At 41.6% G+C, this 25,612-nt stretch carries 21 protein-coding genes; 17 read left to right on the forward strand and 4 right to left on the reverse strand.

Annotated elements, in window-relative coordinates; translation table 11 throughout:
- Positions 1-197 precede the first annotated feature (197 nt).
- The 8 genes from P2E05_RS08475 (at position 198) to dld (ending at position 11,323) form a co-directional block, all read left to right on the forward strand.
- Positions 198-1,688 (forward strand): amino acid permease, encoded by a 1,491-nt coding sequence (locus P2E05_RS08475; protein WP_154624241.1) that lies wholly within the window; start codon positions 198-200, stop codon positions 1,686-1,688.
- Between the two features lie 471 nt (positions 1,689-2,159).
- On the forward strand, positions 2,160-3,260 hold the full coding sequence (locus tag P2E05_RS08480) for an ABC transporter substrate-binding protein (RefSeq protein ID WP_230085770.1): 1,101 nt from the start codon (positions 2,160-2,162) through the stop codon (positions 3,258-3,260).
- Positions 3,261-3,282: 22 nt separating this feature from the next.
- A complete protein-coding gene (locus P2E05_RS08485; protein WP_154621898.1) occupies positions 3,283-4,377 on the forward strand; it encodes a FecCD family ABC transporter permease in 1,095 nt (364 codons plus the stop codon).
- Positions 4,374-5,162 carry an ABC transporter ATP-binding protein gene (locus P2E05_RS08490; RefSeq protein WP_154621899.1) on the forward strand — a complete coding sequence of 263 codons (789 nt, stop codon included), beginning with the start codon at positions 4,374-4,376 and terminating at the stop codon, positions 5,160-5,162. Before P2E05_RS08485 ends, P2E05_RS08490 begins: the two co-directional genes overlap by 4 nt.
- A gap of 254 nt (positions 5,163-5,416) precedes the next feature.
- Positions 5,417-7,390: a ligand-gated channel protein gene (locus tag P2E05_RS08495; protein WP_276123089.1), complete on the forward strand. Its 1,974-nt coding sequence runs from the start codon at positions 5,417-5,419 to the stop codon at positions 7,388-7,390.
- Positions 7,391-7,777: 387 nt separating this feature from the next.
- Positions 7,778-7,993 (forward strand): hypothetical protein, encoded by a 216-nt coding sequence (locus P2E05_RS08500; RefSeq protein WP_154624460.1) that lies wholly within the window; start codon positions 7,778-7,780, stop codon positions 7,991-7,993.
- Positions 7,983-9,365 (forward strand): APC family permease, encoded by a 1,383-nt coding sequence (locus P2E05_RS08505; RefSeq protein ID WP_154624459.1) that lies wholly within the window; start codon positions 7,983-7,985, stop codon positions 9,363-9,365. Before P2E05_RS08500 ends, P2E05_RS08505 begins: the two co-directional genes overlap by 11 nt.
- A 224-nt stretch (positions 9,366-9,589) precedes the next feature.
- Positions 9,590-11,323, forward strand: coding sequence for a D-lactate dehydrogenase (gene dld / locus P2E05_RS08510; RefSeq protein WP_154624458.1), 1,734 nt, complete (start codon positions 9,590-9,592; stop codon positions 11,321-11,323).
- A gap of 45 nt (positions 11,324-11,368) precedes the next feature.
- On the opposite strand, the gene sbcB is transcribed toward dld, so the two are convergent.
- The gene (gene sbcB, locus P2E05_RS08515; protein ID WP_154624457.1) at positions 11,369-12,796 is read right to left on the reverse strand and encodes an exodeoxyribonuclease I; all 1,428 of its coding nucleotides are present in this window, start codon (positions 12,794-12,796) and stop codon (positions 11,369-11,371) included.
- 409 nt (positions 12,797-13,205) lie between these two features.
- On the opposite strand from sbcB, the gene P2E05_RS08520 reads away from it, so the two are divergent.
- The 3 genes from P2E05_RS08520 (at position 13,206) to tmaR (ending at position 15,557) form a co-directional block, all read left to right on the forward strand.
- Positions 13,206-13,403 carry a hypothetical protein gene (locus P2E05_RS08520; RefSeq protein WP_230085896.1) on the forward strand — a complete coding sequence of 66 codons (198 nt, stop codon included), beginning with the start codon at positions 13,206-13,208 and terminating at the stop codon, positions 13,401-13,403.
- Between the two features lie 264 nt (positions 13,404-13,667).
- Positions 13,668-14,936 carry an MFS transporter gene (locus tag P2E05_RS08525; protein WP_269723936.1) on the forward strand — a complete coding sequence of 423 codons (1,269 nt, stop codon included), beginning with the start codon at positions 13,668-13,670 and terminating at the stop codon, positions 14,934-14,936.
- 288 nt (positions 14,937-15,224) lie between these two features.
- Complete coding sequence (tmaR, locus tag P2E05_RS08530) at positions 15,225-15,557, forward strand: PTS system regulator TmaR (RefSeq protein ID WP_154624455.1); 333 nt, start codon at positions 15,225-15,227, stop codon at positions 15,555-15,557.
- 45 nt (positions 15,558-15,602) lie between these two features.
- Here tmaR and P2E05_RS08535 read toward each other — a convergent pair whose 3' ends face one another.
- Entirely contained in the window at positions 15,603-16,229 is a 627-nt protein-coding gene (locus P2E05_RS08535) for an NAD(P)H-binding protein (RefSeq protein ID WP_269723937.1), read from the reverse strand.
- Positions 16,230-16,365: 136 nt separating this feature from the next.
- The gene (rne, locus tag P2E05_RS08540; RefSeq protein ID WP_269723938.1) at positions 16,366-19,641 is read right to left on the reverse strand and encodes a ribonuclease E; all 3,276 of its coding nucleotides are present in this window, start codon (positions 19,639-19,641) and stop codon (positions 16,366-16,368) included.
- A 543-nt stretch (positions 19,642-20,184) separates the two neighbouring features.
- On the opposite strand from rne, the gene rluC reads away from it, so the two are divergent.
- Positions 20,185-21,141 (forward strand): 23S rRNA pseudouridine(955/2504/2580) synthase RluC, encoded by a 957-nt coding sequence (gene rluC / locus P2E05_RS08545; RefSeq protein WP_154624452.1) that lies wholly within the window; start codon positions 20,185-20,187, stop codon positions 21,139-21,141.
- A 59-nt stretch (positions 21,142-21,200) separates the two neighbouring features.
- On the opposite strand, the gene P2E05_RS08550 is transcribed toward rluC, so the two are convergent.
- Positions 21,201-21,785: a Maf family protein gene (locus P2E05_RS08550; RefSeq protein WP_247047308.1), complete on the reverse strand. Its 585-nt coding sequence runs from the start codon at positions 21,783-21,785 to the stop codon at positions 21,201-21,203.
- A 143-nt stretch (positions 21,786-21,928) separates the two neighbouring features.
- On the opposite strand from P2E05_RS08550, the gene yceD reads away from it, so the two are divergent.
- The 5 genes from yceD to fabD are packed head-to-tail and all read left to right on the forward strand — an operon-like array spanning position 21,929 to position 25,611.
- Positions 21,929-22,453 (forward strand): 23S rRNA accumulation protein YceD, encoded by a 525-nt coding sequence (yceD, locus tag P2E05_RS08555; protein WP_154624450.1) that lies wholly within the window; start codon positions 21,929-21,931, stop codon positions 22,451-22,453.
- A 12-nt stretch (positions 22,454-22,465) separates the two neighbouring features.
- Positions 22,466-22,636 (forward strand): 50S ribosomal protein L32, encoded by a 171-nt coding sequence (gene rpmF / locus P2E05_RS08560; RefSeq protein WP_004253223.1) that lies wholly within the window; start codon positions 22,466-22,468, stop codon positions 22,634-22,636.
- A 23-nt stretch (positions 22,637-22,659) separates the two neighbouring features.
- Positions 22,660-23,706 (forward strand): phosphate acyltransferase PlsX, encoded by a 1,047-nt coding sequence (gene plsX / locus P2E05_RS08565; RefSeq protein WP_154624449.1) that lies wholly within the window; start codon positions 22,660-22,662, stop codon positions 23,704-23,706.
- A gap of 3 nt (positions 23,707-23,709) precedes the next feature.
- Positions 23,710-24,660: a beta-ketoacyl-ACP synthase III gene (locus P2E05_RS08570; protein WP_154624448.1), complete on the forward strand. Its 951-nt coding sequence runs from the start codon at positions 23,710-23,712 to the stop codon at positions 24,658-24,660.
- An 18-nt stretch (positions 24,661-24,678) separates the two neighbouring features.
- Positions 24,679-25,611, forward strand: a complete 933-nt coding sequence (gene fabD / locus P2E05_RS08575) for an ACP S-malonyltransferase (protein WP_154624447.1) — start codon at positions 24,679-24,681, stop codon at positions 25,609-25,611.
- Position 25,612: the final 1 nt, after the last annotated feature.

The following is a 25,612-nucleotide window of genomic DNA, read 5'->3' on the forward strand; positions in this document are numbered from 1 at the left end:
ATAGGGTTTATATCAGTGTTATGCCTAATGCGATGACTATTTGAACAAAGATTACCTTCATTCAGTATAAGTGTTTTACTAATAATTCTGTGTGGATTATGAAGGTATCTTATAACTGCTAAGAGTTACTTAGTTCTGACAGGATGTTTTGCTAGAATTCTCTTAATATTGATTAAATAAAGAAATACAGGGAACAGATGTCAGAACAACATACCACTACGGTACAAAGTAGCGGACCTCAAAAATTACGCCGCGAGTTAAAAGCCCGCCACCTAGCAATGATCGCTATCGGTGGTTCGATTGGTACAGGCCTTTTCGTTGCATCTGGTGCGACCGTCGCACAAGCTGGCCCCGGCGGGGCACTTCTTTCTTATGCGATTATTGGTTTAATGGTCTATTTCTTGATGACCAGTTTAGGAGAACTTGCGGCTTATATGCCAGTCTCAGGCTCTTTTGCAACCTATGGCGCTAAGTATGTCGATGAAGGATTTGGTTTCGCATTAGGCTGGAACTATTGGTATAACTGGGCTGTCACCATTGCCGTTGACTTAGTTGCTGCGCAACTTGTGATGACCTATTGGTTCCCAGACACCCCAGGTTGGATTTGGAGTGCGATCTTCTTAACCATTATCTTCTTGCTGAACTATATCTCAGTAAAAGGATTCGGTGAGGCAGAATATTGGTTCTCTTTAATTAAAGTTACCACGGTTATTATTTTCATTGTTGTTGGTGTGCTGATGATTTTTGGCATCATGAGCGGCGCTGAAAATGCAGGGTGGCACAATTGGGAAATTGGTGACGCTCCTTTTGCGGGGGGATTCTCTGCGATGATTGGTGTTGCAATGATCGTCGGCTTCTCGTTCCAAGGAACGGAATTGATCGGTATTGCAGCAGGTGAGTCACAAGATCCCGCGAAAAATATCCCTAAAGCGGTGCGTAAAGTTTTCTGGCGTATCCTTCTATTCTATATCTTTGCGATTTTAATCATTAGTTTGATTATCCCTTATACTGATCCAAACTTACTGCGTAATGATGTTAAAGATATTAGTGTCAGCCCGTTCACATTGGTCTTTGAGAATGCAGGGTTACTATCGGCAGCAGCGGTAATGAACGCCGTTATTTTGACCGCGGTATTATCGGCGGGTAACTCAGGGATGTATGCATCGACGCGTATGCTGTATACCTTAGCGCGTGAAGGAAAAGCGCCACGTATTTTTGCTCGCCTTTCAAAAGGCGGCGTGCCACGTTATGCCCTAGTTGCGACAACGGTGATTGCTGGTTTGTGTTTCTTAAGTTCCATGTTTGGTAACCAAACCGTCTATTTGTGGTTGTTGAATACTTCCGGTATGACAGGATTTATTGCTTGGTTGGGGATCGCGATTAGCCATTATCGTTTCCGTAAAGGTTATATTGCGCAAGGTAAAGATCTCAAGGATTTGCCTTACCGTTCAGGCTTCTTCCCAATTGGACCTATTTTTGCTTTCGTACTTTGCTTAATCATTACGTTAGGGCAAAACTATCAAGCATTTTTAGAAGATAAGATTGATTGGGTAGGGGTGACCGCGACGTATATCGGTATTCCATTATTCTTAGCAATTTGGTTTGGTTATAAGATTGTCAAGAAAACCTCATTCATTCGCTATAAAGACATGGATTTCCCAAGCTATCGCGAAAATTTGAATAAATAATTAAGATTGCGTTGGCAGCCAAAGAAAGAGCTAACCTAGTTATAGGTTGGCTCTTTTTTTATGAGCTTGAGAAGCGATATCAAATGGTCATCTTTTGAGGTGTAAGAAAACGCGCGTTCTTATGACTGACTTACGGCGGGTCGTGAAATGAGTAACAAGCCATCGTCGTTTGGATAGCACAAGGAAGAGGTGTTTAGCCTAATGGCACTGAAAGTAGGGTTGCCCAATTGTCACTAAGTGCTTGGGTGATAGAGTCAATATTTGGTCCTTTTTATTCTTATTTCATAAATGAAAATATTAATTTTCAATTAATTAACAAAAAGTTCGTGTAAGATCACACTTCAATACCAATATGGAATTAAATTGGCAATCGTATTGATAAGTATTCTTATTTGCTTTATTGTTATGGCACAAAAAATGGGGATAAAGAGGTACGTTGTGAAGTTGATGATGAAATCGTTAGGGAAGGGGATGGGGTTAGCTTTATTTGCAAGCTCAATGTTGAGTGTTAGCTTCCATTCTCTGTCAGCAACAGTGACAGATGTTGCTGGGCGGACTGTTGAAGTTCCTGACAATGTGAATCGCATCTTACTTGGTGAAGGCCGTTTATTGAGTGCGATAGCCTTACTTGAAGGTGACAAACCCCTTGATAGAATCGTTGGTTGGCAAGGTGACTTACGTAAACTTGACCCACAAACTTACGCGACCTATAAAGCAAAATTTCCTCAAATCGATAATATCCCCCTGATTGGCAATACAAGTGCAGACAGCGTCAGTGCTGAAAAAGTCTTAACACTTAACCCTGACATTGCCATTTTTGGTCTATCTGGTCATGGTCCCGGTAAAAATAGTGAATTGGTGAACCAGCTTGAAAAAGCGGGGGTGCCTGTTGTTTTTGTCGATTTTAGGGATAACCCATTACAAAATACCTTGCCAAGTATCCGCATGCTTGGGAAAGCATTAAATCGCGAGCAAACAGCAGAGAAATTCGCTGATTTTTATGAAAAAAATCAAAAGTTAGTGACTGATATCACCAGTAAGATCCCTGAAGATAAAAAACCAACGGTATTTATTGATCTACGAGCAGGTGCTTTTGAAGACTGTTGTGGAACCGCAGGCAATGGAAATATGGGCAATTTTATTGATCTAGCGGGTGGTAAGAATATTGCTAAAGAGGTGTTACCGGGGGCTTTGGGTAACATGAATCTTGAAAAAATTATTGCGGTAGATCCTCAAATCTATATTGCAACAGGTGCTAAAGCACCGGGAAGTCAGGATGTTGGCGTGCAGTTAGGTGCACAAGGCACCATCGAAGAAGCGAAAGCAAGCCTGAAAAAAATTACTGAACGCAAGGGGATTAGCTCATTATCTGCCGTGAAAGACGGTAAAGATTATGCGATTTGGCATAACTACTATAACTCACCCTATAACGTGCTAGCGACTCAGGTGTTTGCGAAATGGTTTTATCCAGAACAGTTCGCTGAACTTGATCCACAAAAAACGTTAAATGAATTGCATCGTCAATTCCTTGCCGTTGAGCCGTCAGGCGTTTATTGGGTCAGTGAGAAGTAAAATTTTGTAGGTAATTATAATAATGAGTCTTACTACCGAGACAATGTCAACTGTTAAGCAGTCAGTTCAAGAAAGTGATAATGGTGTAAAACAACATTATCAACATATGTTACGACGTCGAATTGCATGGATAGCCGTTATCATCGCTGCAATTTTATTGTCACTGGTTATTGATTTTACCTTAGGTCCATCAGGTTTATCCTTAGAAAAACTTTGGCAGACGCTTATCTCTCCGGAATCTGTTGAAGCAGGTACAAGAGTGATTGTGTGGGATATTCGCCTGCCATATGCTCTGATGGCTGTGGTTATTGGTATGTCACTTGGCCTTGCAGGGGCTGAAATGCAAACCATCTTGAATAACCCATTAGCTAGTCCATTTACACTTGGGGTGTCAAATGCTGCGGCATTTGGTGCGGCATTAGCTATTGTTTCAGGTATTGCTATCCCAGGTGTACCTGATCAATGGGTCATTTCTGCCAACGCGTTTATTTTTGCGTTGTTGGCTGCATTGATGCTGGATGCCGTGACCCGCTGGACGCGTGTTGCAACGTCAGGTGTTGTGTTATTTGGTATTGCACTGGTATTCACGTTTAACGCACTCGTATCCATGATGCAGTTCATTGCGACAGAAGATACGCTGCAAGGCCTAGTGTTTTGGACAATGGGAAGTTTATCCAAAGCGACATGGGTAAAACTGGGTGTAATGGCATTAGTCTTCGCATTGATTTTCCCTATAGCGATGATGAGTTCGTGGAAACTGACAGCGTTAAGACTCGGGGAAGATCGCGCAATCAGCTTTGGTATTGATGTACGTCGTTTACGTTTAACCACGTTACTTCGTATCAGTATTCTGTCTGCTTTAGCCGTGGCATTTGTTGGACCGATTGCCTTTATCGGTTTGGTCGCTCCACATATTGCAAGACTCATGTTTGGTGAAGACCATCGTTTCTATTTACCGGCAAGTGCATTGATCGGTGCATTAGTTTTATCAATGGCGTCTATTGCATCTAAAAATATTATACCGGGTGTCATTATTCCAGTTGGAATTGTCACGTCATTGGTTGGTGTTCCGTTCTTCCTTAGTATTATTTTGCGTCATAGAGGTAACGTGTCATGACAGATGGCCTGATTATTGATCAATTTAATGCAGGTTATCCGAAAAATCCTGTGATTGAAGGGTTGAGCACACATGCTTTACCTAGAGGCAAAATAACGGTGCTGTTAGGGCCGAATGGCAGCGGTAAATCAACCTTATTACGTTCGTTGGCCGGATTAAATAAATCAACGGGACAGTTATTGTTAGATGGGGTGGATTTAACAAAACAGAATTTTGCTCAGCGAGCTCAAAATGTGGTGTATTTACCACAAAGCCTGCCTGCTGGAGTACATCTTTATGTTTTAGAGTCAGTGATTGTTGCTCAAAGAGCGTCAGGCGGACTAAGTAATGAAAATAGTAAAGATGAAGTGATGCGTTTATTACGCCAATTAGGTATTGAACATTTAGCATTAAGTTATTTAGACCAATTATCTGGTGGGCAAAAACAATTAGTGGGTTTGGCACAATCATTAATTCGTCAGCCTAATTTATTGTTATTAGATGAGCCATTAAGTGCATTAGATTTAAATTATCAATATCATGTAATGGATTTAGTCGCGAAAGAAACAAAACGACGTAATATTATTACGGTGGTAGTGGTGCATGATATTAATATAGCCTTAAGACACGCTGAGCATGTTTTAATGCTAAAAAAAGGTAAGTTAATTGCTCAAGGAGAACCTGAGGACGTCATTACGCCAAGCAGCTTAGCCGATGTCTATGGCGTGCGTGGTCGTATAGAGCGTTGTTCGCAAGGTGTGCCACAAGTCCTTATTGATGGGTTAGTTGAGAAATTAGCGAGTTAATTTTATAAGTCTTAAAGATGTCTATTAAATAATATCAATAGGCATCTTATAGACAAGTAAGATGATATTTTGGAATAGTCATTAATTATAGAAAATTTATGAAAAACAGTAATAACCGTAAATTTTCTATAGGTAATTGATATTATCTAATAATCAAAAAAATAATAACAGTAAGTATAAGGTTATATACCTGAATATTGAGCTGATGTCATATCAATAAATTCAAATCAAAATTATCTCTTGGAGAGTTGGGAATGGTAGTTTTTAATAAAAGAAAAATTGCAATGAGTATTATCGCAGCAATTACAGCAGCACCTGCATTTGCGGATGATAGCAAGGATACCATCATGGTGACCACCGCATCTGGTTTCCAACAGAAAATCGAAGATGCGCCTGCATCGATTTCAGTGGTGACTCGTGAGCAACTTGAAAATAAAGCTTACCGTGATGTCACGGATGCACTGAAAGATGTTCCAGGTGTTCTTGTAACTGGTGGTGGTAGTAGCTCCGATATTAGTATCCGTGGTATGGATGCTAAGTATACGATGATTTTGATTGACGGTAAGCGTGTTGATACGCGTACAACTCGACCAAATAGTGATGGGTCTGGTATTGAGCAAGGTTGGTTGCCACCACTGCCTGCTATTGAACGTATCGAAGTTGTTCGTGGTCCTATGTCTTCTCTTTATGGTTCAGATGCGATGGGCGGGGTCATTAACATTATCACTCGCCGTGTGCAGCAAGAGTGGACGACAAGTTTACGTGCAGATACGACAATTACTGAACGTAGAGATTCAGGAAATACAGGACAAGGCAGTTTCTATACTTCTGGTCCACTGATTGATGGATTATTAGGCGTGAAACTTAACGGCCAATATTCACATCGTGGTGAAGATAAAATTATTGATGGTTTCGGTCGTCAAATCATCGCAAGTGGCGGTGGAACACTTTCATTAACACCAGATGAAAAGAATACCTTTGATTTGGATTTCAAAAAAGATAGTCAGCATAGGGATTATCGTGAAGGCTATACGTATAAAGAAGGTGACAGTAGCAGCTTTAGTAAATATGAGATGACCCATACAGCATTAACTCATACAGGGGTTTATGACCTAGCTAACACTGATACTTATATTCAATACGATGAAACTAAAAACCCAACTCGTAAGATGAAATTTGATGATCTCGTCATACGTAATCAAAGTGTATTCTTAATTGGTGATCACAGCTTAAGTTTAGGCGGTCAATACCGTAAAGAAAAATTAGAAGCAGGTGATAATAAATTTGCACTAAACAAACTTGACCGCTATAGCTGGGCACTGTTTGCAGAAGATGAATGGTTAATGACTAATGACTTTGCATTAACTGGCGGGATCCGTATGGATAAAGATGAAAACTATGGTTCTCATTGGACTCCTCGTCTTTACGGTGTTTGGCATGCAGATGACCAATGGACCATCAAAGGTGGTGTGTCTACTGGTTATAAAGCACCTGACTTACGCCAATCTTCCGCAGAATGGGGACAATCAACGGGTGGACGCGCAGGTAACGCGGTTATTTACGGTAACCCGAATTTGAAACCGGAGAAAAGTGTTACAGAAGAGATCGGGGTTATTTGGAATAACCAAGACAATATTACCGCCGGAATCACGATCTATAATACAGATTTCAAAGATAAAATTACAGAAGTGAGACGTTGTGATAATAGCAATGCGAATATCAGAGACTGTACATTAGATGATGGTATTGGTGATAATGGTAAACCGTATCGTTTTGTTAGTGATCGTGAAAACGTGGATAAGGCAAGAATGCGTGGTGTTGAATTAACATTCAACTGGGGAATTCTGGATAATTTAGCCTTTGCTGCAAACTATACTTACACTGATACAGAGCAAAAAAGTGGTGTCAATAAAGGTAAGCCGTTAAACAAACAACCTAAACATATGGGGAATGCGACGTTAACATGGGATACCACAGAAGAGTTGCAAACGTGGACTCGTATGAATTTCCGCGGTAAAACGTCTGATTACCAAGGTCGTGGTGAAAGCATGAATAACGGTACAGCATCCTATGCACTGTTTGATTTAGGCGCAAGCTATAAGTTGAATAAGAATGCAAACATTGTTGGTGGTGTTTATAACATTCTTGATCGTCGTATTGATTCGACAAACTATGGTGCTGAATTAGAAGGTCGTCGTTATAATATTGGTATTAACTATAACTTCTAATCGATACCGTAATTGACTGATTGAGGCCTTCTTATCTTGATTAAGAAGGCCTTATTGTTTTTAGGATAAATGCACATAAAAAATGCCTTTTAATCGCTAATTTTTATAGAAAAAACTAAGTTATTAGCGCATGCAGCAAAATCTGGGAATTTATCAAAAATTCTCATTAAATATTGGCCGTTTTTTTACAATAGCTATTGCTATTTCAGCAAGTGAAGTGCAAAATGCGCGAACTAAAAAAATGACTGATACCTTAATTCTGGTATCGGTTTTTTTTTGCTTGTTAAGTTCGAACTATTTCGCGGGGCCGGATAATAGGCCGGATAGATAAATTTATATTTTTACGTGTAGCAAAGAAAATATGCTACCGATTTGAGGAATGCTTGCATGGCTTACTTTTTCGCATTCGCAGCAGGGCCTGGTGGCCGTGGTTGCCGCATTGATGACTACGGAGCAGTTGGTTGCTTCGCAACTTCACCATTCAACCTTTCATCGTTCTTTTCTGCCTATAGGCAGATGCAAAGTCTTCCCAGTAACTGTCGATTAAGTAGGTCAAATAATACTCAATCGAAAGTTATGGGAGGGCTTTATCATGCCAAATAATTCAACGCCATTATCCATCGGTAGCAACCAAACAGGTGCCAACAACCGTGTTGAACTAGCAAAAACACTCACCTTATTACAAGTGGTGATGATTGGTCTTGCTTATATTCAGCCAATGACGATTTTCGATACATTTGGCATGGTATCGGATAAAACCGGTGGTCACGTCCCGACTTCCTATATTATTGCACTTGCTGCGATACTATTTACTGCGCTGAGCTACGGTAAACTGGTCAAACGTTTTCCATCTGCTGGCTCAGCGTATACTTATGCTCAAAAATCAATGAGCCCACATATTGGCTTTCTGGTAGGATGGACCTCGTTGCTGTCTTACATCTTTATGCCAATGATAAACATATTATTAGCGAAGATTTATTTACAAGACATCTTCCCAACCGTTGAACCTGCTATTTTTGTTGTGGGATTAGTCATTTTAATGACAGCGGCTAACTTACGTGGCATCAACGTTATTGCAAACCTAAGTACCGTGATCGCAATTATTCAAGTAGGGGTAATGGTTGTCTTTACCTTTATCGTTATTCATGGTGTATCTAACGGTGAAGGGACGGGAGAGGTGTGGACCTTCCGTCCATTTGCTGATGAGCATACCGAACTTATCCCTTTGATTGCAGGAGCAACGATACTCTGTTTCTCATTCTTAGGTTTTGATGGATTAAGTTCGCTATCAGAAGAAACGCCAAATGCAGGTAAAGTGATCCCGCGCGCTATTTTCTTAACCGCATTAATCGGTGGGATTATATTCATTACAGTATCATTTTTCTTGCAGCAGTTTTTCCCTGATGTTTCACGCTTTAAGAACATTAATGAAACTCAGCCTGATATTATGAGATTTGTTGCTGGCGCATTTTTCCAGTCAATCATTTTGGTTTTCTCATGTGTTACAGTATTGGCTTCAGGAATGGCAGCTCATGCAGGTAGTGCTCGCTTGATGTACGTTATGGGGCGTGATGGTGTATTCCCTGAGAAAATTTTTGGTCATGTAAGTCCAAAATGGCGTACACCTTCTTATAACGTCCTGATGGTTGGGGTGCTAGCACTCGGCGCTATCTGGTTTGAGATGGATTTCGCCACGGCATTGATTAACTTTGGTGCATTGATTGCCTTTACCTTTGTGAATATCTCCGTGATCAGCCAGTTCTTTATTCGTGAACGCCGTATCAATGGAATTAAAAACATTCTAAATTATTTGATATTACCTGTTATTGGTACACTAACGGTATGTGTACTCTGGTTAAATATCGAAGAAGATTCAATGGTATATGGCTTAATTTGGACCGCGGTAGGCCTAGTTTATATGGCTATCTTGACGCGTATGTTCCGTCGACCAATGCCTCAAATGAGTGATTATTAATTGAGTCAATAGAATAAAAAACAGCGCTTTTTAAGCGCTGTTTTTTTATGTATAAATCAATGCACTTATCTGTCTTTCCCGCAAATTTATTCAACAACTAATCGTAAAACTGCATTAATATCCCAAACTAAAACTTTTCATAATGTGGTATGGTGAGTAAATCACTATAACATGACAAGCTATTCACAATTTATTGATAATCATCCTGACAAGAAGGCGTAGAAATGAATGCAGTAAACAGCCCTGAAAATCAACGATTATTGCTTACATTGAAAAATATTGTAGGTAAAAAAAATATCCTGACTGAACCGCACAAAACGGAACGTTATCGTAAAGGTTTTCGCTCGGGTTTCGGTGATGCTATTGCAGTCGTCTTTCCGACAACCTTATTAGAACAATGGTATGTCTTCAAAGCCTGTGTTGAAGCTGACAAAATTGTCATTATGCAAGCAGCTAATACAGGCTTGACCGAAGGTTCAACCCCCAGCGGTTACGATTATGACCGTGATATTGTCATTATCAGCACACTAAAATTAAATCAGATTCAAGTATTACCTGAGTTTAACCAAGTCGTTGCTATGCCTGGAAGTACGTTATATGACCTTGAGAAATTATTAAAACCATTAGGTCGTGAGCCACATTCACTGATTGGGTCATCCTGTATTGGTGCTTCTGTTGTTGGAGGGATTTGTAATAGCTCCGGAGGTTCATTAGTACGTCGGGGGCCAGCCTATACCGAGTTAGCGCTGTATGCCCGTGTCAACGAGGAAGGTAATGTTGAATTAATTAATCATCTAGGTATTCATTTAGGTGAGACACCAGAAGAAATATTAACGAATTTGCAAAATCGACGTTACCGCACAGAAGATATCGAACTGAGTGAAAAACTGGCTTCAGATCACGAATATGCAGAACGAGTGCGTGATGTTGATGCGGATACACCATCACGATTTAATGCGGATGAACGACGTTTATTTGAAGCGTCGGGTTGTGCCGGTAAATTAGCTGTTTTTGCTGTGCGTCTTGATACTTTCCCCGCGGATACCTCAACACAGGTATTTTATATTGGCTCCAATAACCCAGACGTACTCGAAGATATTCGACGCCATATTTTGAGTGAATTTAAAAACTTGCCTGTTGCGGGTGAATATATGCACCGTGGCTGCTTTGATATTGCCGAAGTTTACGGTAAAGATACTTTCTTGATGATAGATAAGTTTGGTACAGATAAAATGCCGCTCTTTTTTACCATCAAAGGGCGCATTGATGCGGTCTTGAATAAAGTGCCATTGTTACCATCCAATCTGGTAGACCGTACAATGCAAGCGCTAAGCAAGCTATGGCCATCTCATTTACCACCTCGTATGAAACAATTCCGCGATAAATATGAGCACCATTTAATGCTGAAAATGGCAGGAGACGGGATTGAAGAAGCGAAGGTGTGGCTAAAATCATTCTTTGCAACGGCGGATGGCGATTATTTCGAATGTACGGCAGAAGAAGGAGCAAAAGCGTTTTTACATCGTTTTGCTGCGGCTGGCTCTGCTGTGCGTTACCATGCGGTTCATAATAAAGACGTAGAAGATGTATTACCATTGGATATTGCTTTACGTCGAAATGATCGTGATTGGTTTGAAAAATTACCACCAGAAATTGAGAAATTGTTAGTGCATAAACTGTACTGTGGCCACTTTATGTGCCATGTCATGCACCAAGATTATGTATTGAAAAAAGGGGTTGATCCTAAAGAGTTAAAAGAAAAAATGTTGGCCTTGTTAGATGAGCGCGGGGCGCAATATCCAGCTGAGCATAATGTCGGTCATTTATATAAAGCTCAGCCTCAGCTGAAATCATTTTATAAACAAGCGGATCCGACTAATACCATGAATCCTGGTTTAGGTAAGACCACGAAACGCAAACATTGGGAAGGGGATTGTGGCTGCCCACATGACCACTAACTGAGCGTTATTGATTAGTTGGGCAGGTAACCTGCCCAACTATTATTAGCTTGCTAAATCAGCGGCGTAATTGACGAGCGCTTTTAATTGCTTACAGCGTTCAACATCCTCTTGGTGTTCTACCATCAATAATTCAATGGATTGCATGTATTCCATTAACCGGCTTTCGGTAAAGTACTCCCTGCGGTGCTGCAACCAGCGTTGTTGCTCTTCATATGAGAGAATGCTTGGATAATTACGTGCTTTATAGCGAAAGAATAACGCTTTCATCCGTGGATCTTCAAAGGTTAGATCAAGGGCTGGTAGGTTTTGTGGCGATGTTTTTCGAATGATTTCCATGGTAGCGCGGTCAGCACTACTAAAGAAACCACTATAAAGCTTAGCATCGACATCGTCAGGTTCATCGAATGGTTGAGCTTGAGCAAAAATTTCAATGACCTTATTACGGATGTCAGGATGTTTGCGTAAGATTTCTAAGTTACGGAAACAGATGTCACGATCAATGCCTGTTCGCTCGGCATCTTCGTTACGCAACGTTTTAGCGGGAGCAAGTATTGGGCACTTATTGATATGCACTAGCTTTATCGGCACGGGTAATGCATCACCTAATTCACTTTTTGGCGTATACAGGCGTTCACGAAGCTGATCGACAGTTAAATTGATGAGTGGTGAAATATCAGCGGATAAATCACACATAATAACCGCATTACGATTATCAGGGTGCCATGCTAATGGTGCGACAAGGCTAACATAAGAACGTAATGCGCCAAACATACCGGAAACATGCACTAATGGCGTCATTTCGACAATATCAATTAATTGGCTAACTTTGTTTTTATTTCTCAATTGATAGAAATAATCAAACATTCTCGGTTGCGCTGCTTTGAGTCGCTTAGCCATATTGATTGTTGCTAGAACGTCAGACATAGCATCATGAGCATTTTCATGGGCAACACCATTAGCTTTAGTAAGGTGTTCAAGACGCATACTCGGCAGTCCATCCTCATTTTCAGGCCAATTAATGCCTTCTGGACGAAGTGCGAAGCAAGCACGCAATGTATCCAATAAATCCCAGCGTGAGTTATTTTGTTGCCAGCTATAGGCGTAAGGGTCGTAAAAATTACGATAAAAAATATGACGAGTGACTTCATCGTCAAAACGAATATTGTTGTAGCCCATGATACAGGTGTTCGGCTGGCTAAATTGATGATGAATACGTTTCGCAAACTCAGCTTCATTAACCCCTTGGGCTAATGCTATTTGCGGAGTAATACCTGTGATCATCACGGCTTCAGGTTGTGGGAGATAATCATCTGATGGGGCGCAATAGAAGACTTCAGGCTCATCAATGATGTTGAAATCGAGATCTGTTCTTACACCCGCAAATTGTGCTGGACGATCAAGTGCAGGGTGCTTGCCAAAGGTTTCATAGTCATGAATAAAAAATGTAGGCTGTTTTTTAGTATCTTGCAACGTGATTCTCCGTTAGCCTTATTGCTATTTTAGCGATGAAAATAATTTGTGATGGCTATCTACAGAAAATATACGCTAAAAGCGGTATGTCACAATACTGCTCAGAAGGAACACTGTAACTTCACACTACACAAATATTTTATGGCCTATCATACCTGATACGTGACAAAACCTGAACCTAAGCTATCGTCGGCTCTGCAAATCAGAGAATGTTAATCACTGTATTAACTTTTAATTTATATCTCAGTTATCGACGCTTTATTTTTATTTATCTTTTTGATTTTAAATGCAATTAATAATAAAAATTTGTTTTTGGAAATTTAAAAAGTCGGTAAATCAGCGTAAAAATATGCGTAAATGCGGTTTTTTTGATCTATTATTTTTAAGGTCATAGACAAAAAAGGAACGTATGATGAATACATATGATGAAAGAACGCGCTTAATTTTAGCTGAAATAGGTCGAGTCACATTGGGGCTGCTGGCTAGCGATGGAGTGACTAAACAGGGTATCGTAGATAAATTGAAAAATGATGCAAAAGAAGAAGATAACCCAGCTCGCAAAAGTATCCTTGATGATGCCGTCAACTACCTTAATAGCCAAATCTAGATAACACGAGCCCTCAAATGAGGGCTAGGGATAGTATCGCCTTCGTTTTCCTTGATATTCTCTAACATATCGGAACCATAATAAAAGCAATGCCACCGTTAGGTGTAAATCATTCAGCTAGTTTTAGTGATCTATTTCACAAAACATAATTGTTAACGTTAACATTTGTGCTTAACATCACAATATAACGGTGAATCAGTAGTCTATTAAGAATGTTAACCTTAACATTTTAGTTAATTAAGGGAACGTGTAGGCAAAATTTTAATGAATAGTGAATCGAAAAAATATTATGCTTCATTGAGTGCGCTGCTGTTTTTTTTCTTCTTTACTTGGTCATCCACATTTTCTGTTGTTGCTATTTGGCTTCGAAAATATGTGGGTTTAGAAGGCACGGATACAGGAATAATTTTTTCTTGTATTTCAATAGTTGCACTTTGTGCCCAACCTCTTTATGGCTTCTTACAAGATAAACTCGGCTTACGCAAAAATTTACTGCTATTCATTGCCGTATTATTAATATCATCTGGACCATTTTTTATGGTATTTGGTCAATTACTACAATGGAATGTGGTCGTTGGCAGTTTGATTGGTGGGTTATTTATTGGTATGACTTTTCATGCAGGGATTGGCGTACTCGAGTCTTATACTGAGCGTATCAGCCGACTGCGCGATTTTGAGTATGGCAAAGCAAGGATGTGGGGGTCATTAGGATGGGCTGTTGCCACATTTTTTGCTGGGCGCAATATTAATATCGATCCTAACTATAATTTTATTATGGCCATGGTTTCCGGTGGATGTTTCTTCGTTATTCTTTTAAGGCTAAAAACCGCAAAAGCCAATGCATTTAACGATTTAGAACATGGTAAGTCTTCAAATATTACCATCAACGATGCCTTGCAATTATTTGTCCTTCCACGGTTTTGGGCGCTGATTCTATTTGTGCTGGGTACTTGTATTTATAGTGTTTATGATCAGCAATTTATGGTTTATTTTGCGCATCAGTTCCAAGACGAAAAAACCGGTAATGAAATGTATGGCTACCTGAATTCATTACAGGTTTTCTTAGAGGCTGGGGGAATGTTTCTTGCGCCATATATTGTTAATCGTATAGGTGCTAAAAATGGTTTGTTGTTTGCGAGTAGTGTCATGGCGTTAAGAATCATTGGTTCCGGACTCGTTGAAGGCCCGCTTATGATTTCTATTATGAAACTCCTACATGCTGTTGAGTTACCGATATTATTGATCGCCATTTTTAAATATAACAGCCGCCATTTTGATAAACGTCTATCTTCTACCCTGTATTTAGTTGGATTTAGTTGTATCACCTCAATTGTTGCCAGTATTCTGTCGCCATTAGCCGGGTGGGGCTATGATAAAATTGGTTTTGCGGAGACTTACTTAATCATGGGTGGCTTTGTGGTAATGACAACCATATTGTCTGTCTTCTGTTTACGTAGCGACAAAATGGAGCCTGTTGAGCAAACTGTCAATTTACAAGAAAACCATTCGGAAACATTAACGCAAAAGGTTTAACTGAAACAATTCAGCCTATTGATAGCATTCATTGAGTAAAAATGCCATTTTCTCTGTTTTTATATCAATGAATATGTGAAATAGGGTTGTCACATAAGGCTGTTAGAAGGTATTGTGTTATATCTATCGTAGTTTTAGTTGTATGTTAGCTAGCAATATCCAGTGGGTTGGAATAGCGAATATGATCGATGTTTATCGAATAGCCTTATGTGTTGCTGACATATCACTCGAATTATTTAGGGTATAGAAATAAATGCGTTTTGTTTTTCTAACAGAGGGTTTTTAAACATGGACAACGCTAGCAAGCCGTCTTTCCAAAATGTGTTGGAATTTGTGCGTATGTATCGTCGTAAAAATAAAATTCGCCGTGAAATTACGGATAATGAAAAGAAAATTCGTGATAACCAAAAACGTGTTTTATTGCTTGATAACCTGAGTGACTATATTAAGCCAGGTATGACGATTGAGGAAATTCAAGCCATTATTGCGAATATGCGCAGTGACTACGATGACCGCGTTGACGACTATATTATTAAAAACGCAGAGCTTTCTAAAGAACGCCGCGAGATCTCGAATAAACTCAAAGAGATGGGCGAGCTGAATAAAAAAGACGTCAAATAATACCGTATGAGAGCCGAGTTTAACTCGGCTCATTTGATATTGGCCTTAGCGCCAATTCGGCTGCAAATCGGGGTCAATAACCGCATATACTTGCTGGTAGCTATGTTTATCATCCACAAGATTTGCGAGTAACATCGCCACATCTTCTCGACTGACAACACCATGAGCTTCGCCTTTGACTAGCTTGGCGTTATAAGTCGCTGCTGTATTCATTAAGCCACCCGGTCTTAAGATAGTGTAGTTTATCTCACTTGTTTGCAAATAAGATTCAGCCATGGTTTTTTGGCGAACTGACTGACCAAAAAGTGATTTTGCTCTAGGGGATAAGGTTGACCAACTGTCACCACAACCGATTGACGTGACAAGTAATAAACGACTTATCTGAGATTGTTCTGCCTTGCGGATGATATTGTAGTTACCGTAAAAATCGGCTTGGCCACCGCCTATCGTAGTAAAAATAATGCTATCGGTTGTTGTGTCAGCGAAAAGAGACTCTAAAGAGGCGATATCAGTGGCATCACCAATAAAGGCTTGCATGCCTGCTGCTGCTAATGTTTCAGCATCTACTTGATGACGAACTAAGACGGAAATGCGGTGACCCTGAGCAACGCCCCATTTTGCTAATAACAGACCAATACCTTTTGTCGCACCAAAAATTACCCAATGAGCCATGTCATTTTCCTTGCGGTAATATTCATTAAATAGGAATGTGATGGTTTAGGTTGGTATTATTAACAATGCATTAATATTTATCTACAAATAAAAAAAGCCCTGCAATTAGCAGGGCTTTTTGTCGTAAAGAGAAGGGTTATTCAAAACTTGCGGGTTTTGCCATTCCAGACGTTGCGTGGTTAGTCGCCACGTGGCCACCAGCACCTTTACCAACAAAAGTTGATGCTTCACGTTGGTAAACTTTAATCTCGAATGAAGATTCAACGACTTCAGGCGCAGGCGCTTTCATCATTGGCGAGGTTGCGTGGCGGATAGCCTTGTTAGTGACTATCACAGCAGGTCTTGATACTTTTTCTGCGATAACAGGTGCTTCCACAGCTTCAGTTGAAACTTGTTCAACCTCAACAGCCATAGACTGTGGTTGTATGACCCGTGTTTCTTCTGTATCCGCAACAGGTTGAGCTTGTTCAATAACGGTATTTTCAATCACTTCTTCTACAATAGTCGTAGATTCAACCGCAGGTTGTTTTTCATCACTCACGACTTGTGATTGAACAGTTTCTTGAGCTGACTGAGCAGGCTGTTCGGTATGTACAGCGATAACCGGTTCCGCTTGCGGAGCACTTGCAGGTTCAAGCGTCATGACTTGTGAATCGGTTGATTCAGCAACAATCTCAGCTTCTTCGACGTCTGTTTTTTGCGTTTGCTCAACAGTGACGGTCTCAGTAACTTCTTGCGAGGATTGAGTCGCTGAAGAAGAAATCGCTTCCGCTGCCTCAACCGTTGCTACGGCTAAAACACCTTGTTGTTCAAGCATTTCTTCATTGGTGATGATCGCCATGGATTCTTGCTGTGGTTGAACAAGCGGGTAACTGATACACACTTTACCTGAAGCCAGCTCAGGAGAAGCAACAGCGGCGAACAGCGGCATTGGTGATTTAGTTAAATGGCGCTCATCACGATAACGACGGCGACGTTGACCACTGACACGCAAGTGACGTGGTGAACGACGTGAGCGACGAGGAATGATCGTGTCTTGCTTCTCTTCCTCATTGCCTTGGTTATCTTGTGAATGCTCCTCGTTAACGTCAACAAGTTCGATATCTTGCTCAGCGATGTGTACTGGTGCCGGTAATGCTGCAACCGTTTTAGCACTGTTTTGGGTAACGACTTCAGCCTTGGTCGGATCTTCGTTTTGTTCAACAATGTCTACGGTATCAGTGATACGTACCTTCTGAGTTAACTGACGACGCTGACGGCGCGGTGTGACTGGGCGCGGTTGAGCTTCTTCTTTCTCAGTAGCGGTGGTATCGGTATCTTGAGTCGCATCTTGTTGAGCTTTAGCGGCCTGTTGTTGGCGTTTCTCATCTTGACGACGACGACGTTCAGCACGTTGCTCACGACGCTGTTGTTGTTGAGCTTCGCGGCTAGCATTATCAACAGTTTGCTCTTCTTGTTGACCGGAATTTTTATTGTTACGGCCTTTACGATTGTTATTATCGTCTGCTTGAGCATTACGGTTAGAACGATTTTCGCGGTTATCGCTGTTTTCATCACGATCACGACGATTATTACGGCGATTGTTGCGGCGTTCATTATGACGACGTTTATCGTTACCCGAGTTCTGACGGTTTTTCTCGACAGGTTTTTCGGCAACTTTCTCTTCTTCACCGAATAACTTTTTAAAGAACGCAGCGAGCTTGCTGAATAAACCCGGTTGAGTATCGACTTTAGCCGTTTGTTTTGCTGGCTCAGGACGTGTTTTGCTCTCTTTTGGCTTAGCCACTGCTGTTTGCTCTACAGGTTCTTGTAAAGCAAATGCAGAAATAGCCGGCTGCTCAGGCATTTTGCGTTCAGCAGCAGCGTCTTCTGTACCATTTAATGTTTCGGTTTCGTGGTATTGCGCAAGGTTGTAACTCAGAGTGTTAACTTCTTCACCTTTACGAATACGGATCACGTGGAAGTGAGGGGTCTGCATTTGGTCGTTTGGTACGATAACCACACGAACATTTCGCTGACGAGTCTCAATTTCACTTACGGCTTTACGTTTTTCGTTGAGTAGATAAGAAGCGATTTGTACAGGGACAATCGCATGAACTTCATGAGTATTTTCTTTCAGTGCTTCTTCTTCAATTAAACGAAGTACAGATAGCGATAAAGACTCATTATCACGAATGGTTCCGGTTCCCGAACAACGAGGGCAGACATGGTGGCTAGATTCACCCAAAGATGGGCTTAAACGCTGACGGGACATTTCTAATAGGCCGAAACGTGAAATACGTGCGATTTGAATACGCGCACGATCTTGACGAACAGCTTCACGTAAACGGTTTTCGACTTCACGTTGATGCCTAACTGGCGTCATGTCGATAAAGTCAATAACAATGAGACCACCAAGGTCACGGAGGCGTAATTGACGTGCAATTTCATCTGCCGCTTCAAGGTTAGTATTAAATGCAGTTTCTTCGATATCACCGCCACGAGTAGAGCGTGAGGAGTTAATATCAATAGCGGTGAGGGCCTCTGTGGTATCAATAACCAAAGCGCCCCCTGAAGGAAGACGAACTTCACGTTGGAACGCAGATTCGATTTGTGATTCGATCTGATAGTGGCTAAACAGCGGAACATCACCGCTATAATATTTGATTTTGCTGGCAAAATCGCCACGGCCAATGGCTTCAATATGGTTACGCGCCATCTCGACAACTTTTGGGTTATCAATCAGGATTTCACCAATATCAGGACGCAGATAATCACGGAATGCTCGTACAATCACATTACTTTCTTGGTGGATTAAGAAAGGAGCCGGACGGTTTTCAGCCGCTTTTTTGATGGCTTCCCAGTGACGTAGACGATACAACAAATCCTGTTGTAAAGACTCTGCTGATTTGCCAACACCTGCGGTACGGACAATCAAACCCATACCATCTGGAATTTCGAGCGAAGACAACGCTTCTTTTAATTCCGTACGATCTTCACCTTCAATACGACGAGAAATACCGCCAGCACGTGGGTTATTTGGCATTAAAACCAAGTAGCTTCCAGCTAGGCTAATAAAGGTAGTGAGTGCGGCACCTTTGTTGCCACGCTCTTCTTTATCAACTTGAACGATCACTTCTTGGCCTTCCTTGAGAACATCTTTAATATTAGGACGACCTTGGGAGTGATAGTTGCTTGGGAAGTATTCGCGAGCGATCTCTTTGATGGGAAGGAAACCGTGTCTTTCAGCACCGTAATCAACAAAAGCAGCTTCTAGACTAGGTTCAATACGAGTGATTTTACCTTTGTAAATATTTGCCTTTTTTTGCTCATGACCTGGACTTTCGATATCCAAATCATAGAGTCGTTGCCCGTCAACAAGGGCAACACGCAACTCTTCCTGTTGAGTCGCGTTTATTAGCATTCTTTTCATATTGTTACTTACTCATTATTTTTCTTTCAATAATAGAGCAGCGAAAAAGGGAGCTATTGTAAACCGATGGCCTCGTGATTTTTACAAAACCGCCTGCCTCCCGGCAGTCGTTCGTATAGAGACGCGCAGTATTCGGTGAACCTGATTTTTAGATTAAAAATTCAGCGTTCTTAATCAGGAAGCCGTCATAATTGTATTAACGGAAGTTCCTAACCCAAAAAGCTAATAATCGTTGCTCGCTAATTATTTGATTTCGCGAAGCGTCTTACGCCATTGCTGCACTTGTACTCAATCAAATAGTAAATTTGTATCTTATGCCAATTATCGTTTTATCGAACATGGTGGCAATTGCATATTATTCCATTGCCGACCTCATTATAGCAAGTCGAGACATGAGTTATATGAAAATTTTATTTAGAAATATGACTAACAAGCTATTCTTTGACCAATTAAAAAAAAATGATAAAAAAATTTACGGAGTCGGTATGATATATCCTGCAAATAAGGTCGTAATTTAATCAACCAGAGTTAACATATTTTTGAATGAAAACACAAAATCAAGTTCAGTTTATCGATATTGGCGATGACGAGGCCGGACAACGAATTGACAATTTTCTGCTCGCAAAATTAAAGGGTGTGCCTAAAAGTATGATTTATCGCATTATCCGTAAGGGAGAAGTGCGGGTGAATAAGGGGCGCATCAAACCTGAGTATAAGCTTGCCGCAGGTGATCAAGTTCGTGTTCCGCCAGTCAGGGTTGCAGAGCGCGAAGCAGCGCCCGTTTCGGCAAAACTGGATAAAGTCTCCGCTTTGGCTGATTGTATCCTGTATGAGGACGACGCAATATTAGTGATTAACAAGCCTTCTGGTACGGCAGTGCATGGCGGAAGTGGGCTTAGTTTTGGGGTCATTGAAGGATTGAGAGCATTACGTCCAGAAGCTCGTTTTTTGGAATTGGTGCATCGTCTTGATCGCGATACGTCAGGAATATTATTAGTGGCGAAGAAACGCTCAGCACTGAGGGCGTTGCATGAGCAATTACGTCTTAAACAGATGCAAAAAGATTATCTGGCGTTAGTACGCGGGCAGTGGCAATCCCATACTAAAGTGATTCAAGCGCCATTACTGAAAAATATTTTACAAAGTGGTGAGCGCGTTGTTCGAGTAAGTCCTGAGGGAAAACCTTCAGAAACGCGTTTTAAAGTTGAAGAGCGTTTTGCACAAGCCACGTTAGTCAAAGCCAGTCCGGTTACGGGGCGTACGCATCAAATTCGCGTCCATACGCTGCATGCAGGGCATCCGATTGCATTTGATAACCGTTATGGGGATAAACAATTCGATAGCCAATTAGCCGGTACAGGGTTAAAAAGATTATTTTTACATGCCAGTTCGCTGAAATTTATACACCCTAAAAGTGGCGAAGAGATGCGCTTACAAGCGCCACTTGATGACGAATTGAATCAGTGCTTGAAGGCTCTACGCGCACAAAAACAACATTAATATCGTGAGATTGCTAATAAGAGGTCGGTAGGGTTCCTGCCGACCTCTCTAGCCTCTTTTTAATCGCTTAACGGATTAAATCCGTGGTGGCGTAGCATGTCCAGTAATAGGATTAGCGGTAAACCAATTAATGTGTTTGGATCGCGTCCTTCTAACTTATCAAACAAAGCGATACCAAGTCCTTCCGATTTAAAACTTCCTGCACATTGATAAGGTTCTTCTTTGCGTAAGTAAGTGTCGATTTCGTGATCACTTAAAGCGCGAAAATAGACATTAAATAATTCACATTGCACATTATAACTGCCTGTTGCGGAGTCTAATAAGCACAGCCCAGTATAAAATGTCACCTTGCTTGCTGAGGCTTGCTTCAACTGTTTAAACGCATTGTCGTAATTGAGTGGTTTACCGACAATTTTCCCATTAATGACGCAAACCTGATCCGAACCAATGATTAAATGTTGTTGATGCTGTTCGCTAATGGCATGGGCTTTTGCGTGGGCGAGACGAGTCACTAATGCTTCTGCGGATTCATTTAATATCGGGGTTTCATCCACATTGGGCGCAACGGCTAAAAAGGGCACACCTAGCTTCTTTAGCAACTGCTGCCGATAGGGTGAGGTTGATGCTAAAATAATCGATTTCATATTTTTTCTCGAAACTCATAGCCAAAAGGGTGAACTCATTTTAAACTATCCGGCGCTTAACAGGCGATTTTTTGGTGAAAAGGCGAGTTTTGTCCGCCTTTTTCTTTGACTATAGCTCATTACAAAGTTAATATGCGCGCCTTATGCAAAAGGTAAAATTACCCCTGACTATCGATGCGCAGCGTGCAGCTCAAAAAAACCTCGACTATGTCGGGAGTTACACGCCTGAGCAGGTAACACGTATTGCTGAATCAGTAGTCAGTGTAGACAGTGATGTTGAGAGCGAATTATCATTTAAAATTGATAATCAGCGTCTGACGGTCATAGAGGGGCATTCTGATGTGGATGTCACCCTACAATGCCAGCGTTGCAGAAAAGATTTCAAGCATCATGTTTACGTATCGTATTGTTTTAGTCCTGTCGTCAATGACGAAAAGGCCGAAGCATTACCGGAAGCCTACGAACCAATTCAAATTGATGAATTTGGTGAAATAGATTTGCTGGGAATGATAGAAGATGAAATAATTCTTTCCTTACCAGTGGTTCCGGTTCATGATTCTGAACACTGTGAAGTGTCCGAAGCGGACATGGTTTTTGGTGAACTACCTCCAGAGGCGGAAAAACCAAACCCATTTGCCGTATTAGCCAGTTTAAAGAAAAGTACTTAAGGAGTAAGGTCAATGGCCGTACAACAGAATAAACCAACTCGTTCAAAACGCGGTATGCGTCGTTCACATGATGCACTGACTGCTACCCTAGTTTCTGTAGACAAAACTTCAGGTGAAACCCACCTGCGTCACCATGTGACAGCAGACGGTTATTACCGTGGCCGTAAGGTTATCAACAAGTAGTTTCTGATTTACACGTTGATACTTTGGCTAATCTAACCATTGCGTTAGATGCTATGGGCGGGGATGTTGGTCCCCGCGTCACAGTGCCTGCTGCATTGCAGGCTCTGGCATCTAATCCATCACTCAAATTACTGCTAGTCGGTCAACCTGACGCCATTCAACCTTTGCTTGCACAACAAAGTGTCGAGCTGACTTCTCGTGTCGAAATTATTCCTGCTGAAAACGTGATTGCTAACGATGCTAAACCCTCTACGGCAATAAGACAAAGCAAAGGAACATCGATGCGAACGGCGTTAGAGTTAGTCAAGACTGGGCAAGCACAAGCGTGCGTGAGTGCCGGTAATACTGGGGCGCTGATGGGCTTGGCGAAACTGATGTTGAAATCGATTGAAGGCATTGAGCGACCTGCGTTGATGACAATTTTGCCGAATCAACAAAAAGGTCAAACAGTGGTGCTGGATTTAGGGGCTAACGTCACGTGTAACAGTGAAATGCTGGTGCAATTCGCTGTGATGGGGTCAGTGGTTGCAGAAGAAGTGGCTAAGATTGTCTCACCGAGAGTGGCACTGCTGAACATCGGTGAAGAAGAAACCAAAGGGTTGGATAATATCCGCGAAGCCGCCGCACTCCTTAAAGAAACTGCGGCAATAAATTATATCGGTTATGTTGAAGGCAATGAATTGCTAACAGGCAAAACGGATGTACTAGTCTGTGACGGCTTCGCAGGTAACGTCACGCTAAAAACAATGGAAGGGGTGATCCGCGTCATTCTTTCATTGTTAAAATCAACAGAAGAAAGCAAAAAGAATAAAAAACCTAGCTGGTTGATGCAACTGGCTAAAAAATGGCTTAAAAAACGACTTATGAAGCGTTTTGGGGAGCTGAACCCCGACCAGTATAATGGTGCAACTCTGTTAGGATTAAAAGGAATTGTCATTAAAAGTCATGGCGCAGCAAATGAAAATGCATTTAAAGCGGCTATTGAACGTGCAGTTCAAGCAGTAGACAGACAAGTTCCAGACAGAATAGCAGCTCGACTGAATATCGTATTACCCAGGAGTGATCAATAACCTATGTATAGCAAAATATTAGGCACAGGCAGCTATTTACCCGCACAAATTAGAACGAATGCTGACCTGGAAAAAATGGTTGATACTTCTGATGAGTGGATTGTGACTCGCACAGGTATTCATGAAAGAAGAATTGCAGGCGAAGATGAAAGTGTTGCGGTAATGGGGTTTCACGCCGCACAAAAAGCGTTAGAAATGGCTCAGGTCGATAGCAGTGACATTGGGTTGATTGTTGTTGCTACAACGTCATCGACTCACGCGTTCCCAAGTGCCGCATGTCAAATTCAACAAATGTTAGGTATTCACGATTGTGCGGCATTTGATGTTGCTGCTGCTTGCGCGGGTTTCACCTATGCGATTAGCATTGTTGACCAATTTGTAAAAACGGGCATGGTAAAAAAAGCATTGGTCATTGGCGCTGATGCACTCTCTAAAACATTAGACCCGAATGATCGTGGTACGATTATCTTATTTGGTGATGCAGCAGGGGCCATGGTTATTGGCGCTTCTGAGCAACCCGGTATTTTATCGACACACCTTCATGCCGATGGCCGTTATGGTGATTTGTTGGCGCTGCCAAATCGTGAGCGCGGCTCAGAAGATGAAGCCTATTTAACCATGACGGGCAACGAAGTATTTAAAGTTGCTGTACGTGAGTTAGCTCACATTGTTGATGAAACATTAGCGGAAAGTGGTATTGCAAAAGAAGAACTCGATTGGTTAGTGCCGCATCAAGCGAATTTACGCATCATTTCAGCAACAGCAAAAAAACTGGATATGACCATGGAAAAGGTGGTTGTTACGCTTGATAAACATGGTAATACCTCTGCTGCATCGGTGCCGACCGCATTTGATGAAGCCGTGCGTGATGGGCGTATCCAACGTGGCCAGTTAGTGCTGTTAGAAGCATTCGGTGGTGGCTTCACTTGGGGCTCTGCACTCGTTCGTTTTTAATTTACTGAGAAAATAGACATGACACAATTTGCTATGGTTTTTCCCGGTCAGGGATCTCAGTCTCTTGGTATGTTGTCTGCATTAGCGGCAGAAAGTCAGCTTGTAGAGCAAACATTCGCTGAGGCGTCTGAAGCATTAGGTTATGACCTCTGGGCACTTGTCCAGAATGGACCAGAAGAAGAATTGAACAAAACATGGCAAACTCAGCCTGCTTTGTTAGCTGCATCTGTCGCTATCTTCCGCGTTTGGCAAGAAAAACAAGGGCCAATGCCTACAATGATGGCAGGGCATAGCTTAGGTGAGTATTCAGCGCTAGTGTGTGCTGGTGTCATCGATTTTAAAGCCGCTATTAAACTGGTTGAATTACGTGGTAAATTAATGCAAGAAGCGGTCCCAGAGGGAACCGGAGCCATGTATGCGATTATCGGTTTAGATAACGAATCTATTGAAAAAGCTTGTCAGGAAGCCGCACAGGGTCAAGTTGTATCGCCTGTGAATTTTAACTCTCCGGGACAAGTCGTTATTGCAGGTGAAAAAGAGGCAGTAGAACGCGCGGGTGCAGCCTGTAAAGAAGCTGGGGCTAAACGTGCGTTGCCATTATCAGTCAGTGTTCCTTCGCATTGTGCGTTAATGAAACCAGCGGCTGAAAAATTAGCGGTTGCATTGCAAGACATCACGTTTAATCAGCCAAATTTCCCCGTTATCAATAACGTTGATGTAAAAATTGAACAATCAGCTGAAAATATTCGTGATGCTTTGGTTCGTCAATTGTATAATCCGGTTCGTTGGACTGAAACTGTAGAATTAATGGCAGATCAAGGTATTGAACACCTTGTTGAAGTAGGCCCAGGTAAAGTGTTAACTGGTCTTACCAAGCGTATTGTCTCTAATTTAACTGCCGTTGCAGCCAATGATCCTGTATCATTAGGCACTGCGTTAGAAAACCTCTGAG

Origin of the sequence: Providencia stuartii (assembly GCF_029277985.1) — a bacterium.
Taxonomy (GTDB): domain Bacteria; phylum Pseudomonadota; class Gammaproteobacteria; order Enterobacterales; family Enterobacteriaceae; genus Providencia; species Providencia zhejiangensis.

What these genes read in the sequence shown, in the direction of transcription:
- yceD (WP_154624450.1), top strand. Translation starts at nt 21,929, where the DNA reads ATGCAAAAGGTAAAATTACCCCTGACTATCGATGCGCAGCGTGCAGCT.
- P2E05_RS08525 (WP_269723936.1), top strand. Translation starts at nt 13,668, where the DNA reads ATGAATAGTGAATCGAAAAAATATTATGCTTCATTGAGTGCGCTGCTG.
- tmaR (WP_154624455.1), top strand. Translation starts at nt 15,225, where the DNA reads ATGGACAACGCTAGCAAGCCGTCTTTCCAAAATGTGTTGGAATTTGTG.
- P2E05_RS08570 (WP_154624448.1), top strand. Translation starts at nt 23,710, where the DNA reads ATGTATAGCAAAATATTAGGCACAGGCAGCTATTTACCCGCACAAATT.
- P2E05_RS08475 (WP_154624241.1), top strand. Translation starts at nt 198, where the DNA reads ATGTCAGAACAACATACCACTACGGTACAAAGTAGCGGACCTCAAAAA.
- P2E05_RS08490 (WP_154621899.1), top strand. Translation starts at nt 4,374, where the DNA reads ATGACAGATGGCCTGATTATTGATCAATTTAATGCAGGTTATCCGAAA.
- fabD (WP_154624447.1), top strand. Translation starts at nt 24,679, where the DNA reads ATGACACAATTTGCTATGGTTTTTCCCGGTCAGGGATCTCAGTCTCTT.
- rpmF (WP_004253223.1), top strand. Translation starts at nt 22,466, where the DNA reads ATGGCCGTACAACAGAATAAACCAACTCGTTCAAAACGCGGTATGCGT.
- P2E05_RS08520 (WP_230085896.1), top strand. Translation starts at nt 13,206, where the DNA reads ATGATGAATACATATGATGAAAGAACGCGCTTAATTTTAGCTGAAATA.
- rne (WP_269723938.1), bottom strand. Translation starts at nt 19,641, where the DNA reads ATGAAAAGAATGCTAATAAACGCGACTCAACAGGAAGAGTTGCGTGTT.
- P2E05_RS08495 (WP_276123089.1), top strand. Translation starts at nt 5,417, where the DNA reads ATGGTAGTTTTTAATAAAAGAAAAATTGCAATGAGTATTATCGCAGCA.
- P2E05_RS08480 (WP_230085770.1), top strand. Translation starts at nt 2,160, where the DNA reads ATGGGGTTAGCTTTATTTGCAAGCTCAATGTTGAGTGTTAGCTTCCAT.
- P2E05_RS08485 (WP_154621898.1), top strand. Translation starts at nt 3,283, where the DNA reads ATGAGTCTTACTACCGAGACAATGTCAACTGTTAAGCAGTCAGTTCAA.
- P2E05_RS08550 (WP_247047308.1), bottom strand. Translation starts at nt 21,785, where the DNA reads ATGAAATCGATTATTTTAGCATCAACCTCACCCTATCGGCAGCAGTTG.
- dld (WP_154624458.1), top strand. Translation starts at nt 9,590, where the DNA reads ATGAATGCAGTAAACAGCCCTGAAAATCAACGATTATTGCTTACATTG.
- P2E05_RS08505 (WP_154624459.1), top strand. Translation starts at nt 7,983, where the DNA reads ATGCCAAATAATTCAACGCCATTATCCATCGGTAGCAACCAAACAGGT.
- P2E05_RS08535 (WP_269723937.1), bottom strand. Translation starts at nt 16,229, where the DNA reads ATGGCTCATTGGGTAATTTTTGGTGCGACAAAAGGTATTGGTCTGTTA.
- rluC (WP_154624452.1), top strand. Translation starts at nt 20,185, where the DNA reads ATGAAAACACAAAATCAAGTTCAGTTTATCGATATTGGCGATGACGAG.
- P2E05_RS08500 (WP_154624460.1), top strand. Translation starts at nt 7,778, where the DNA reads ATGGCTTACTTTTTCGCATTCGCAGCAGGGCCTGGTGGCCGTGGTTGC.